Genomic DNA, 12,235 nt, shown 5'->3' on the forward strand with positions numbered 1-12,235 from the left:
AATACTATAACATATGCAAAAACACAAGCAAATTCTAAAATAAAAATAAACTTTTTATTTAATAATTAATATTTTCCCTATCAACCAGGTATTTTATCCGTTATAACGCCATAAAAAATGCTGTGAAGCAGACTTTTTCAGTCATTTTCACAGCATTTTTCCTATTCTGGTATTCTGTCAGTCAATCAGATACTCGCAATCCGCGCCCCTACTTGATGAAGTTAAAAAATTGCGGAAGGTGTTTTTTATGGGCTTCCAGCAATTCATCAATGACCGCATTGGCATCGTGATCGCTTGCACAAAGAGGATTCATGTTAAGAGCCGTCACTGCCAGATCCCGGTTTCCGGTGACAGCTGCTTCGCAGACCAGGCGCTCAAAGGTCTTAATGGTTTGTATGGTCCCATTAATCTGAGGCTTTAACTCACCTACGGCAATGGGCTTTGGTCCTCCGCTGGTGATGATACAGGCGACTTCCACGGCACTGTCTGCCGGGAGATTTGAGATCGTCCCATTATTGCGAACGTCTACATACTGGATATCACCCGTATTGTTGTGCAGGGAGCAGATCAGGTTGCAGGCAGCATCACTGTACCTGGCACCCCCTCTCATCTCCAGCTGTTTGGGCTTAACATCCAGGTTCTCATCCTTGTAAAGCTCAAACAGTTCCTCCTCTACCTTTTTCACCACTTCGCCCCGGACCCGGCCTTCCTCGAATTCCTTTAACTCCTCTTCCAGCTGTTCTTTGGTAAAGAAATAATAGTTGTGATAGGGGCAGGGGATGCAGTGAAGTCCCCGGATAAACTCCGGTGAAAACGGCAGGGTGGAAAAGTTCTTCATGGAAATAGCATCCTCAGCGCTGATGTGCTGATAGATTTCCAGGATTTCTTCCAGCCTTGACTGTCCATCCACAAATACATCGGTTGCAAAAATATGGTGATTTAAACCGGAAAGCTCCATCGTCACCCGCTCCGGCTCCACATCTAACAATCTTGCAAAGCCATTCACCATATTAATAGGCACATTGCAAAGGCCGATCACCTTTTTATAATCCGTATATCTTAACACTGCCTCTGTGATCATTCCTGCAGGATTAGTGAAGTTGATCATCCACGCTTCCGGGCAAAGCTCTTTCATGTCCTTTACAATATCCAGAATCACCGGAATGGTCCGGAATGCCTTGAACATGCCGGCCGCCCCGTTTGTCTCCTGACCAATCATGCCGTGGCTTAAAGGAATCCGTTCATCTTTGATTCTGGCCTCTAACAGTCCCACTCTCATCTGTGTTGTCACATAATCCGCATCCTTTAAGGCCTCCCGCCTGTCATAAGACAGAATCACCTTCATGGGAAGTCCCGCTTTTTTAACCATGCGCTGTGCAAGGGCGCCTACGGTCTCCAGCTTCTCCCTTCCTTCTTCAATATCCACCAGCCAAAGCTCTCTTACGGGCAGTTTTTCATAACGTTTGATAAACCCTTCCACCAGCTCCGGTGTATAAGAGGAGCCGCCCCCAATGGTAACGATTTTGATCCCTTCCATAATGTCTCTCCTTTTCCTGGATTGTAATAAGCCTTCTTGCTCCTGAGATTATGTCAGTGTGCAAGAAGGCTGTTATGGGTAAATGCTTATTTACTTTTCAATGGCATCCTTTAAATCCTTGATCATCCGGTAAAGGTTTAAAACCTCCGCTGCCTGATCTTTTGCCATCATAGCCATGGTCAGGTGATCCTGGGCATGTACCAGAATAATATTTACTTCAACAGGATTCCCCTGAGCTTCCTGCTGGATCAAATCAATCTGGGATTGGTGGGCGGACCTCATCTCAAGCTCCGCCTCTTTTAAGTATTTTTCCGCTTCCTCAAAGTTAAATTCTCTGGCAGACTCCATCGCCATCATGGAAAGCGATTTTGAATTTCCTGCGTTCATAATGAGCTGAAATGCTACAGCATAATTCTCATCCATGGTATACTCCTCCCCTATGTCAAATTTTTCTATATACTAGCACAAGCAACTTTTTTTTGCAAGGGAAAGTAAAAAGAGAAGAGCAAATAAATTTTTAAAGTCTGCCGGAAAATGGAAGGCCAATATACCCTTCAATCAGCTTTAATGTCTGTTCTAAGCCTTTTTCATGGGTCCGTTCGGTCCCATGGGAAGCGTGAACTCCCGGGCCGATCAAAGCTCCCCTGATGTCATGTCCGCCACGGATGGCGCTTCCTACATCAGAACCGTAGTGAGGGAATACATCCACCGCAAAATCCAGGTTCCTCTCCTTTGCAACGGCAATGAGACGGTTTGTCATTTCGTAGTCATACGGTCCGGTGGAATCCTGGGCGCAGATGGATACCTTTTTTTCATCCCCAGTTAAATCATCCCCCAAAGCTCCCATGTCCACGGCAATAAACTCCTCTATATCTTCCGGAATCCAGCTTGCGCCATATCCCACTTCTTCGTAATTGCTGATCACTAATTTAAGAGTCCTTTCCGGCTTATGCCCGGACTCCCATAAATCCTTTAATACTCCCATAAGGACTGCCACAGAAGCTTTATCATCCAAATGGCGGGATTTGATAAATCCGCTTCCTGTATGGACGAACATGGGATCGAAGCTGATGTAATCCCCAGGGGATATTTCAAGCTTCTTTACATCATCGATGTTCTCTACCAACTCATCCAGGCGTATCTCCATATTTTTCACCTTTCTCTCCAGAGTTCTGGCATTGTCATAGGTGTGGACGGATGGCTCTTTTGTGAGAATGGTCCCTGTGTAGGTCTTTCCGGTTCTGGTGTGTACTTTGCAGTACATACCTTCGATGGTCTCCATCATGAAACCTCCCACAGGCACAATGGTGAGCATCCCTGTTTTGGTGATGGAACGGACCATAGCTCCCAGAGTGTCCACATGAGCGGATAGGCCTAAAACCTCCTGTTTCTGCCCGGGAACCTTAATGATGAGGCCGCCTTTCTTGTTATAAACAGAGGAAAAGCCAAATTTTGTAGCCTCTTCCTGGATTGCATTCATGACTTCCCTGGTGTAGCCGCTGGGGCTTGGGATATTTACAATTTTTTCTAGCATTGATATTACGTATGACATAGTTTCCATGGTAAATTACCTTCTTCTTTCTTTGTTTTTTGTATTCTTTCGACCATCTTTTTTCTCCCGCAGGCAAGAGGGGCTGTCTTTCCTCTGTCCGTCTCCGCTTAGATCGTGAAAATGAATCGATTCTATATGACTGTAATGTTATATGGAACAAGAAAAATAGGGGTGGACAAGTCGGTTTCAGCGCATTATCATTATATCATAGAAATGAGGAACCGGTTAAAAAGGTTAAAAAATATCAGAATAAAGTAAGTAGGAAGGAAGAAGTCATGCTGTCAGATTATCATGTACACACCTATTTCAGCGATGATTCGGAGTGTTCCATGGAAGAAATAATCCAAAGGGCCATTCTTTTGGGATTTGATGAAATTGCATTTACAGAGCACGTGGATTATGGGGTGAAAACAGATTTAAATTGTAAATATGAAAATTATTTTAAAGAACTGGAAGAAATGAAAGAAAAATACAGGGGGAAATTATCAATAAAAGCCGGGATTGAATTCGGGGTGCAGTCTCACACCATTTCCCTTTTCCAAAAGGATTATGAAGCATATCCCTTTGATTTTATCATTCTGAGCAACCATCAGGTGGATAACAAGGAATTCTGGAATTACCATTACCAGGAGGGAAAAAGCCAGGAAGAATTTCAAATGGCTTATTATGAGGCCATTTATGAGGTTGTTCAAAAATACAAAAATTATTCCGTCCTTGGCCACCTGGACATGATCAAACGATATGATACATATGGAGAATTTCCAGACAGCAAAATTATGGATGTGGTGGACAAAATACTCCGCTGCGTGATTGATGACGGAAAAGGGATTGAGGTTAATACTTCAAGTTTTCGATATGGTTTGAAGGACTTAACGCCATCCAGAGAGATCCTGAAACGGTATCTTCAGTTAGGCGGACGCATCCTTACCATTGGATCGGATTCCCATAAGGCAGAGCATCTGGGGAACCATATTGGGGAAGTAAGGGGAATTTTAAGAAGTCTTGGGTTTAAGCAGTTTTGCACCTTTGAGAGCATGAAGCCTATTTATTGGGATCTATGATATAGTGATATCCTGCCTGGGGTTAACAGCCGATGGCAGGACATCACCGTAGGCATTTTCCAGACCATAAACAGCGGTCTTCTCCTCCGTCACAAAACGGCTGACCTTTCTCGTCAGCTTAGAAAATTCCGATGGCTTATTTTCAAAGGTTATTTCTCCTAATTTCCGATTCCAGCAATCAAGCATGACTGCCGTATGAGTTTCCTTATGCAGGTCGATTCCCACATAAATGATATTTTCTTTTCTCAGATGTCATCCTTCCTTTTTTCCTGTCTCCATCCTGAAATGATAAAACCGCCGGCAACCTTAGCTGATAAGCGTTATTCACCGATTTACACACAAAGGCCACGGTGACCGCAAGGGGGATTAAGCCTATTCACTTCCAAAACCCAGGATTTTACAGGGTAATCCTTTTTCAAGGTTGGTGTATGTTACCTCTGGTTTGTAGTGATTGCAAGTCGTTTTGGATGGGTTTTTCCGATTTGTAAGGTATGATACAAAAGCTGAGGATGGGTTTGTTACATAGTGGTATCGACTTCCAGGATCTGGTACGGTATCCTTTGGCTCAAAGGAGGTGACAAAAATCATGAACGAGCGGGAACTCATAGATCTTGTAATTGTGGAAAGAATTGATATGCTGCTGCATCACAAAGAAGAGGAAAAAGAAAGCGGTGAATCAGAATCGCTATTTTTTGAAGAAGCAGTGTCCATTCTCAAGAAGCTCCCAAAAAAGGAGGAGGATATCCTAAACAAATACATAGAACTTCAAGGGCTTCAGATAGCTGAAAATGAATCCTATCTGTACTCCTGCGGCATCGCAGATGGCATCCGCATGATGAAGTACATTGAAAAGCTGTAAATCAGAAAAAGAACAGCCACTGAATCCTGTCATCAGAGTCAGTGGCTGGCTTTTTCTGGTTTGTTTAAAGAAGTACTCAGAGAGATGCGGAATTATCCCGTCCCCCCCTGTAACCCCCTCCTGCCCAGTTTACCATAGCTGGATTTTTTTGAAAAGAGGGGTTCAGCTTGTGTAAGCAGGATTTTTCCTTACTTTTTTGTGACAATTTTAAATGTCCCTCCTAGTAAATTTCTACCCTAATCACATCTCTTATCAGCAATTCATTCTCCTTAGCCCGTGTACGCTCGTGTTGCCCCAGTGTGCCATTAAAAAGATAGAGGTGGCATAGTTGCCCATATATGGGGTCAAAAGCAAATGTGAGCCGATTTAGGGAAAAGATTGACAACTTTTTGCTGATGTGTTTTTCTCCAAAGAACATCAGGCGTCATTCACAAATCATCTTTAAAGCTCACTTTTCAGGCAAGTTTTAGCCCATACTTACTAGGTCGAAAATAGAACAGGAGAAAGCCGGGTGGTCAAAAGCCCCACCCAGCAGTCCACTTCGTCCAGCAGTGCTGGGCGTTTTAAGCCATTTCACGCTAGGTGGTCAGATTCGAAAACTTGGTACGGTCAAGGTGGTCGGAATGCCATGAATTTGGCAAATATAAAGGCTTTTCTAATAATACCTGAACCGCCACCTATGCCGTCTAACACTTATCTTTGCTGTTTAAAAGCCTCAGTATTAAGTCCATTTTAACTATTACTCAACGAACAAAATACTCAACATATAAACATTTAATCAATATCTAATTCTGATATTATTTTTTTTAATTCATTTATAACATCAAATCGATAATCATTGTCAATATCTACATCTTCAGGGAATGTTATATTATAGATTTCAACAAATGCTTTATCTTTTTGCATATTATATAAATCTTCATCAACAGTAAGGTATTTAAAGTTTTTCTTAAGGAGCTGAACTTCACCTTTAAATGTTGCCGTAACAATTTCTTTTGGGAAAAGGTTACCATCAACGCAAAAGATTAAAACGCCATTACAAAATGCGTCATCTATATTCCATTCTTTTATAGTATCAATAATAATCGAAAATTTATATGGATCTCCTAATATCATAATCACCATCCTTTTTTCGGTGAACCAAATATATTCTTTATATCATTTTGTATACCACTAAACCAGCCACAATCTCTGATTAATTGTTCAACTCCCATTACTAATAACCTTTAAAATTAATTATTTGAAAAAACTAGCAAATCATAATTATCAGCTGTTTCTTGTATAACATATCCAAAAGAAAAATCATCTAATTTTTCTCCATCTTTTAAAGAAATACAAGAAAATAAAGGAGTCCTTTTCAAAACATTAATATATTCTTCCTCATTTAGAGGTCTATACCAAATGGCGCCACCTGCATTCTGAAGTTTTCCATGTTCATCAAGAATCCATGGACTCGTTCCATACATTCTTTCAGATACAAAGTTATAAACTTGGTCATCTACATTATATTTTATTAATTTTGTAATTACCACGTTTTTAATATCTTCCATTGCCTCTTCCGAAATTCCTGTGCAATCACCCTCTTTCATTTTAATAAATAACTCTTCTGCTGTCTTTTTCTTCTCTTGGATTGCTTTCATTGAGCACTTTGCATCTTCTCGTAATATATCCAATACCTCTTGATTAATTTCTTGCTTTAAATGCGGACTATAATAATGAATTACATCATCACAATAATCTTCAAAGTATTCAGCACAATCATTTTTTCCATCTCTAACACCCTCATTAGGTTGATAATATTGAAATAGCAATATTTCCTGACTTTTCAAGTAACCTAGAAGGGTGTTCAGTTTTTGATCAATAGTTAAATTTCCAAAATTAGAAATACGTCTCACACTTACTCCTCTCATTAATCATTAAATCAGTGGTGAACATTTCCTATATCTGTATTAAGGTGTGCGTGATCTGGAACAACTTTTCCATCAACTCTGTAATTCCTATCAAGTCTTCCTATAATATTACCATTTTTAATATCGACTTCCAGCAAACGTTACGGTATTGTATGTTACTAAGAAAGGGGGTGCAATTTTATGACCGAACAGGAATTACTGGACATGTTTATTCAGGAACGTGTTGATATGCTACTTAATAATCTCAGCAAAACCACACCAAGAAAGTCACCAGAAGAAAATAAGCGTATGATTCGAGCAGAACAGATCATTGATCATCTTTCTGATGATGAACGAGAACTGGTACAGAACTACATCGATAATTTCTCGGATTTATTTGCTTCAAACGAACCGTATTTGTATCGGCAAGGCTTTATTGATGGCATCCGGGTAACAAGTTATTTAGCTAAGTTATAATAAGGTCATGCCCGCCAGCTCAAACTGGTGGGCATGACCTATAAACCTAAAATTGATTGCTTATTTCATCCCATATATCCAGTATTGCTTTGTCATTAATTTTAGCCTGATTAAAAAGTTCCTCTGTGGTCATGAAATCTTGTGAATAGCCATCAGATACTCTGGTAAGATAATGCCCCTTTGCATTTTGGCTAATCCAATAATCTTCTCCTTGATATCGAAAAAGAAATTCTTCTCCCCATCCTACTCTTTTGAGTAATTCTTCATACTTCATGTTTATCTTCTCCTATCTACCAGTTGGCAATCCATCTGGTCCATATTTCCAAAAATGTTCATGTGGCCATTCAGGGTGCTCTTTAGGGTTCCCATGGTTTGTATAATCTATATCTCTTACAGCATTTCCGTTTTCATCATACTATCTTCTTGTTTTAACATTCCCATCTTGATCCACAATATCAACACTAGAATTAGGCTCACCTTTGTAACCAGGATTTTTGGTCGTTGTGGAGTGATTGTCTGATGGCTTATTGTCATACTCATTTCCTTTATTTGAGGTTACAGTATCTTTGTCTGAATCAGCATCCCCCTTGCCATTGTGCTGGGGTGTAAACGGCTTGATCAACTCATGCTTTATCGAAAAACTGTAATCCAGAAAAAAAGAGCCACCACTTCATCACAGAATCAGTGGTGGCTTTATTTCTGGTTGATCTGATGCCAGAAGGTTGTAATCACTGGGATTCTTCATCATTAGGACATTTGCAGGTTCTATCACCGATGCACTATAAAAACTAAGCAACACATCTTCTCGTCTTTCAGTTAAACTAGGTTACTCTATTAAATTCCTTGAAATCTTATAGAAATCACATATTCCTTTTTTAGGATCATAATATTCCCAATTCAAGAAATAGTTGATAGCCAATGCAGTTTCTTCCCACGTATTTCTAGCACATCCTAAGAGCAATGTATTAATCTCATTAGTAACATAAGTCATATTTTCTTCCATGGATGCTCCATTCACAATAAAGACTGCCCTTAATAACATAGGACCTATTTCTTTAGATATTTTCTCTAATCGCTTTGGAGTCATCATTCTAAAGGAAAAACAATCTGCACCTTTATCACCTTCAGTGTTTATACACGCTTCTAAATGCATAACAAAATCATTTATATCCTCCGGTTCGTTAGCATCTAAAATGCAATTCAAAATTGGTACAACCATTTAAACCTCCTCATAAAAATATTAATTTTCAATAATACCTACATGATAATTAGTCAATTTATTTCCTATCTTATCAAACATCTCAAAGTTTGCTTCATAAACCCCTTTCATTTTTTTAGTCATAATTCTAAAAGATTTAGTACCATCCTTACTTGTGTATTTGATCATGCCATTTTCCATTGTTGTCTTATAACCCTTTCCGACAAACTTCTGCCCCGCTTCCATCGCCGTATTTACATCTACATTTCTTCCCTCTAACCCATCAATTTTTGCAGAATTGTTTGCCAATTCAGCTAATTCATCTGATGTTGGTGCCTTTTTAGAGTTAGAATCCCCCTTGGCATTGAGGCTGACACCTTATAACTTTTGCACCTTTTTCTTTCTTTTGGAAAAGATGGTAAACCAAGGTCTGTCTGTCTTTTGATTCCATCTTACTACAAAGTGTTTGGGATTAAAAGCCATTATTGCTCTGGCTCTCGGTATTCGGTATGGTTTTTCAGCATTCCATACACGATATTCACCAAGCGTCTGGCAATACAAATCAACGCTTGTTGCTTATTCTTCCCGCTCTCCACTTTTTTCAAGTAATACTCTCGGAATATCTTATTTCTGGGCACTCCGTTTGTCGATATCTGAATCATCTGGATTGCCATGAAGTAAAAGATAGCTTGCAACCGCCGATTTCCCTGCTTCGGACACATATCCTTCCCTTTTCCTGCCGATGAAAAATTGACTGGGGCTATTCCTGCAAACTTCGCCAGCTTGTTGGCAATGGGAAAACGGTTGATATCTCCGATTTCTGACAGCATATTGGCAGCCGTTATTACATCAATTCCAGGCATGGTCATTAAAGTGCAACGGAATTGTGGCAGCATCATTTCAATTGCTTTTTCCACTTCCTCTAGCTGCACACGGTAATGCTCAAGATCATTGACAAGACTTCTGGTAATGGAATCCCTGGTTTCTTGATGCTCTCTTTTGGTTTCTCCGTCTGACTGGATTAAATCCAGTATCTTTTTTGCTCGTTTGATGGAGCAGTTATTGTGACTTATTGGTCTTAACTCATCTGCCAGTTCCTCTGCTAACTTTCCTTGCAAATGCTCCGGTGATGGATATTTATTGAAAAAATACAAAGCCGTTGCTCGGCTGATATCATTGAAAAACTGCTTATAGCTTGGATATGCTGCACATAATTGCTCGTGAAGCTGGTTTTTAAGTCGGCTTTGATGAGTGCAGATATTATCCCTTCGATTCACCAGCTGGCTCAATGTCCAGTATTTATCATCGGGGATTGCATCTGGTAATCTATCCAACATATTAATTAATACCAAGGCAACCGCTTCGGCATCGTAGCTATCACTTTTCTGGTACATTGGTACGCTTTTTCTCTGGGCATAGGACAGGGATGTATTCACATCCTTTACCAGATTCCCTTTTTCAATAAGCCACACAGCTAACGTCCGTCCATAGCCATAGGCATTTTCCAGACCATAAACAGCGGTCTTTTCCTCTGTCACAAAACGGCTGACCTTTCTTGTCAGCTTGGTAAATTCCGATGGCTTGTTATCAAAGGTTATCTCACCTAATTTCCGATTCCAGCAATCCAGCATGACTGCCGTATGGGTTTCCTTGTGAAGGTCGATTCTCACATAAATGATATTTTCTTTTCTCAGATGTCATCCTTCCTTTTCTGCCTGTCTCCATCTTGAAATAATAAAACTGCCGGCAACCTCAGCTGATAAGCGTTATTTACCGATTTACGCACAAAGCTACGATAATCGCAAGGGGGGTTAAGTCTATCCAATCCCAAAACCCAAGACTTTACAGGGTAATCCTTTTTCAAGGTTGGTGTATGTTACCTCTGGTTTGCGAGGATTACAAGTCATTTCCGATTGATTTTTTCGATTTGGTAGGTATGATACAAAAGCTAGAGCTGGGTTTGTTACATAGTTGTATCGACTTCCAAGAGCCATTAGGATATCGTTTGGCACAAAGGAGGTGAGAGCGAATATGAATGAGCAAGAGCTTATAGATCTGGTGATTGTTGAGAGAATTGATATGCTGCTACACCAGAAAGAAGAGGAAAGGGAAAACTGCGAATCAGAATCGCTATTTTTTGAAGAGGCAGAGTCTATTCTCAAGAAACTCCCAAAAAAGGAGTGGGATATCCTAAACAGATACATAGAGCTTCAAGGACTTCAGATGGCTGAAAATGAATCCTATCTGTACTCCTGCGGCATCGCTGACGGAATCCGAATCATGAAATACATTGAAAAGCTATAATGCAGAAAAAAAGAACAGCCACTGCGTCCTATCACGGAATTTCAGTGGCTGGCCTTTTCTGGTTTGTTAGCGAATCACGCAGAGAGATATGGAATTATCCCGTCTCCCCCTGTAACCCCCGTCCTGCCCATTTTACCATGGATGGATTTTTTGAAAAGAGGGGTTCAGCTTGTGTCAGCAGGATTTTTCCTTACTTTTTTATGACAATTTTAAATGTCCCTCTAAGTGAATTTCTACCCTAATCACATCTCCTATCAACAATTCATTCTCCTTAGCCCGTGTACGCTCGTGTTGCCCCAGTGTGCCCTCAAAAAGACAGAGGTGGCATAGTTGCCCATATATGGGGGCAAAAGCAAATGTAAGCCAATTTGGAGAAAGGATTGGTAACTGTTTTGCTGATATATTTTCCGCCAAAGAACATAAGATACCCCATGTGCATCATTTTCAAGATCCATTTTTCAGGAAAATTCCAAGCATATTGACTGGGTCGAAAATAGAGCAGGATAAAGCAAGGGGCTGTGAATTGCCCCTTGCGACCACAGCGGACAGCAGTGACGCCCGCATACTACGAAGAATTTAAGGTTTTATAAAACTGCCTTGCTCCTGCTCCAAAGGTGCTGTAAATAGGTTTTTGTGCTGTTCAAGATGCTGTAGTTGCCAATAATCCTTTTTATTGAGACATCTGTAAGGTGATGTCATAGGTGCACAATTCAACATCCTACGTTAACTGGTTTTATTTACTAGACACTTCACTGATTCTTTTTCGATTGGGGCATAAAATAAATCATAGCTCAGTTTTAGATACACTTTCTTTCATATTCCACATAATAGCATGACTGCCAACGTTTTTAATTACTATTTCTCTATTGTTTGATTGCACTAATGTAATAAATCGTTCACCAAATAATATTCGTCTTCTAGCATTCAAATCTAAACATTCTAATAACTCATGTGCAAAATCTCTGCTATTTTCGTAATACTCATCAAAATTTACAAAGATAATCGCTACACCTCCACCTTCTGGTATTATCAAATCACTCAAAAGACAATCGCTGAAAGCATCTAGATTTTCTCCATAATAATCAGGGAATTCAAGTTTTTCTTTCACTATTCTATGAAATTCTTCTTCTGTTTTAATCATACTAAAATCTAGTATATTGAGCTGATATCCTATCGCTTGAAGCCGTTCCATGTCATGTTTTAAAATGGCTTTAGAATGGTATAGGGCAATAGATCCATTCATCAAAATACGCCAATCTAATTTTGCACAGTTATTTATTCTTTTATCAAAAATTGACATAATAATCACTCCCTGAACCTGCATCCTAAATGGACGCAGGTTCTAAAATAGACGCAAT

The 12,235-nt window shown here is 39.9% G+C and carries 16 protein-coding genes; 4 read left to right on the plus strand and 12 right to left on the minus strand.

Features of this window, described 5'->3' with window-relative positions; translation table 11 throughout:
• Window positions 1-208: 208 nt before the first annotated feature.
• The 3 genes from ACHZES_RS11860 to ACHZES_RS11870 all read right to left on the minus strand — a co-directional run bounded on the left by ACHZES_RS11860 (window position 209) and on the right by ACHZES_RS11870 (window position 3,098).
• Window positions 209-1,537 carry a 6-phospho-beta-glucosidase gene (locus ACHZES_RS11860; protein WP_154524781.1) on the minus strand — a complete coding sequence of 443 codons (1,329 nt, stop codon included), beginning with the start codon at window positions 1,535-1,537 and terminating at the stop codon, window positions 209-211.
• A 90-nt stretch (window positions 1,538-1,627) separates the two neighbouring features.
• Window positions 1,628-1,960 carry a PTS lactose/cellobiose transporter subunit IIA gene (locus tag ACHZES_RS11865; RefSeq protein ID WP_038278238.1) on the minus strand — a complete coding sequence of 111 codons (333 nt, stop codon included), beginning with the start codon at window positions 1,958-1,960 and terminating at the stop codon, window positions 1,628-1,630.
• A gap of 94 nt (window positions 1,961-2,054) precedes the next feature.
• A complete protein-coding gene (locus tag ACHZES_RS11870; protein ID WP_154524783.1) occupies window positions 2,055-3,098 on the minus strand; it encodes a M42 family metallopeptidase in 1,044 nt (347 codons plus the stop codon).
• 266 nt (window positions 3,099-3,364) lie between these two features.
• On the opposite strand from ACHZES_RS11870, the gene ACHZES_RS11875 reads away from it, so the two are divergent.
• Window positions 3,365-4,150 carry a histidinol-phosphatase HisJ family protein gene (locus ACHZES_RS11875; RefSeq protein ID WP_395548963.1) on the plus strand — a complete coding sequence of 262 codons (786 nt, stop codon included), beginning with the start codon at window positions 3,365-3,367 and terminating at the stop codon, window positions 4,148-4,150.
• On the opposite strand, the gene ACHZES_RS11880 is transcribed toward ACHZES_RS11875, so the two are convergent.
• The gene (locus ACHZES_RS11880; RefSeq protein ID WP_395548964.1) at window positions 4,145-4,375 is read right to left on the minus strand and encodes a hypothetical protein; all 231 of its coding nucleotides are present in this window, start codon (window positions 4,373-4,375) and stop codon (window positions 4,145-4,147) included. The two genes, ACHZES_RS11875 and ACHZES_RS11880, sit on opposite strands and share 6 nt — an antisense overlap.
• Before the next feature lie 361 nt (window positions 4,376-4,736).
• Here ACHZES_RS11880 and ACHZES_RS11885 point away from each other — a divergent pair, with 361 nt between their 5' ends.
• On the plus strand, window positions 4,737-5,009 hold the full coding sequence (locus tag ACHZES_RS11885; protein WP_154524787.1) for a hypothetical protein: 273 nt from the start codon (window positions 4,737-4,739) through the stop codon (window positions 5,007-5,009).
• Window positions 5,010-5,783: 774 nt separating this feature from the next.
• Here the strand turns inward: ACHZES_RS11885 and ACHZES_RS11890 are convergent.
• Window positions 5,784-6,125 carry an Imm42 family immunity protein gene (locus ACHZES_RS11890; RefSeq protein ID WP_395548965.1) on the minus strand — a complete coding sequence of 114 codons (342 nt, stop codon included), beginning with the start codon at window positions 6,123-6,125 and terminating at the stop codon, window positions 5,784-5,786.
• 116 nt (window positions 6,126-6,241) lie between these two features.
• Window positions 6,242-6,904, minus strand: coding sequence for a hypothetical protein (locus ACHZES_RS11895; RefSeq protein ID WP_154524791.1), 663 nt, complete (start codon window positions 6,902-6,904; stop codon window positions 6,242-6,244).
• Window positions 6,905-7,099: 195 nt separating this feature from the next.
• Here ACHZES_RS11895 and ACHZES_RS11900 point away from each other — a divergent pair, with 195 nt between their 5' ends.
• Window positions 7,100-7,375: a hypothetical protein gene (locus tag ACHZES_RS11900; RefSeq protein WP_154524793.1), complete on the plus strand. Its 276-nt coding sequence runs from the start codon at window positions 7,100-7,102 to the stop codon at window positions 7,373-7,375.
• Between the two features lie 46 nt (window positions 7,376-7,421).
• Here the strand turns inward: ACHZES_RS11900 and ACHZES_RS11905 are convergent, their stop codons facing one another.
• From ACHZES_RS11905 to ACHZES_RS11925, 5 genes are all read right to left on the minus strand, one after another.
• The gene (locus ACHZES_RS11905; protein WP_154524795.1) at window positions 7,422-7,649 is read right to left on the minus strand and encodes a hypothetical protein; all 228 of its coding nucleotides are present in this window, start codon (window positions 7,647-7,649) and stop codon (window positions 7,422-7,424) included.
• Between the two features lie 141 nt (window positions 7,650-7,790).
• Window positions 7,791-7,997: a hypothetical protein gene (locus ACHZES_RS11910; RefSeq protein WP_395548966.1), complete on the minus strand. Its 207-nt coding sequence runs from the start codon at window positions 7,995-7,997 to the stop codon at window positions 7,791-7,793.
• A gap of 204 nt (window positions 7,998-8,201) precedes the next feature.
• Window positions 8,202-8,594, minus strand: a complete 393-nt coding sequence (locus tag ACHZES_RS11915) for an Imm8 family immunity protein (RefSeq protein WP_154524797.1) — start codon at window positions 8,592-8,594, stop codon at window positions 8,202-8,204.
• Between the two features lie 21 nt (window positions 8,595-8,615).
• Window positions 8,616-8,882: a hypothetical protein gene (locus tag ACHZES_RS11920; RefSeq protein ID WP_154524799.1), complete on the minus strand. Its 267-nt coding sequence runs from the start codon at window positions 8,880-8,882 to the stop codon at window positions 8,616-8,618.
• Window positions 8,883-9,055: 173 nt separating this feature from the next.
• On the minus strand, window positions 9,056-10,243 hold the full coding sequence (locus ACHZES_RS11925; protein WP_395548967.1) for an IS110 family transposase: 1,188 nt from the start codon (window positions 10,241-10,243) through the stop codon (window positions 9,056-9,058).
• A gap of 361 nt (window positions 10,244-10,604) precedes the next feature.
• Here ACHZES_RS11925 and ACHZES_RS11930 point away from each other — a divergent pair, with 361 nt between their 5' ends.
• A complete protein-coding gene (locus ACHZES_RS11930) occupies window positions 10,605-10,877 on the plus strand; it encodes a hypothetical protein (protein ID WP_154524803.1) in 273 nt (90 codons plus the stop codon).
• 784 nt (window positions 10,878-11,661) lie between these two features.
• Here ACHZES_RS11930 and ACHZES_RS11935 read toward each other — a convergent pair.
• Window positions 11,662-12,177 carry a barstar family protein gene (locus tag ACHZES_RS11935; protein WP_195841151.1) on the minus strand — a complete coding sequence of 172 codons (516 nt, stop codon included), beginning with the start codon at window positions 12,175-12,177 and terminating at the stop codon, window positions 11,662-11,664.
• Window positions 12,178-12,235 lie beyond the last annotated feature (58 nt).

The sequence above is a fragment of the Lacrimispora sanguinis genome (assembly GCF_044987295.1).
Lineage (GTDB): Bacteria > Bacillota > Clostridia > Lachnospirales > Lachnospiraceae > Lacrimispora > Lacrimispora celerecrescens_B.

What these genes read in the sequence shown, in the direction of transcription:
- ACHZES_RS11860 (WP_154524781.1), bottom strand. Translation starts at nt 1,537, where the DNA reads ATGGAAGGGATCAAAATCGTTACCATTGGGGGCGGCTCCTCTTATACA.
- ACHZES_RS11865 (WP_038278238.1), bottom strand. Translation starts at nt 1,960, where the DNA reads ATGGATGAGAATTATGCTGTAGCATTTCAGCTCATTATGAACGCAGGA.
- ACHZES_RS11870 (WP_154524783.1), bottom strand. Translation starts at nt 3,098, where the DNA reads ATGGAAACTATGTCATACGTAATATCAATGCTAGAAAAAATTGTAAAT.
- ACHZES_RS11875 (WP_395548963.1), top strand. Translation starts at nt 3,365, where the DNA reads ATGCTGTCAGATTATCATGTACACACCTATTTCAGCGATGATTCGGAG.
- ACHZES_RS11885 (WP_154524787.1), top strand. Translation starts at nt 4,737, where the DNA reads ATGAACGAGCGGGAACTCATAGATCTTGTAATTGTGGAAAGAATTGAT.
- ACHZES_RS11890 (WP_395548965.1), bottom strand. Translation starts at nt 6,125, where the DNA reads ATGATATTAGGAGATCCATATAAATTTTCGATTATTATTGATACTATA.
- ACHZES_RS11900 (WP_154524793.1), top strand. Translation starts at nt 7,100, where the DNA reads ATGACCGAACAGGAATTACTGGACATGTTTATTCAGGAACGTGTTGAT.
- ACHZES_RS11905 (WP_154524795.1), bottom strand. Translation starts at nt 7,649, where the DNA reads ATGAAGTATGAAGAATTACTCAAAAGAGTAGGATGGGGAGAAGAATTT.
- ACHZES_RS11915 (WP_154524797.1), bottom strand. Translation starts at nt 8,594, where the DNA reads ATGGTTGTACCAATTTTGAATTGCATTTTAGATGCTAACGAACCGGAG.
- ACHZES_RS11930 (WP_154524803.1), top strand. Translation starts at nt 10,605, where the DNA reads ATGAATGAGCAAGAGCTTATAGATCTGGTGATTGTTGAGAGAATTGAT.
- ACHZES_RS11935 (WP_195841151.1), bottom strand. Translation starts at nt 12,177, where the DNA reads ATGTCAATTTTTGATAAAAGAATAAATAACTGTGCAAAATTAGATTGG.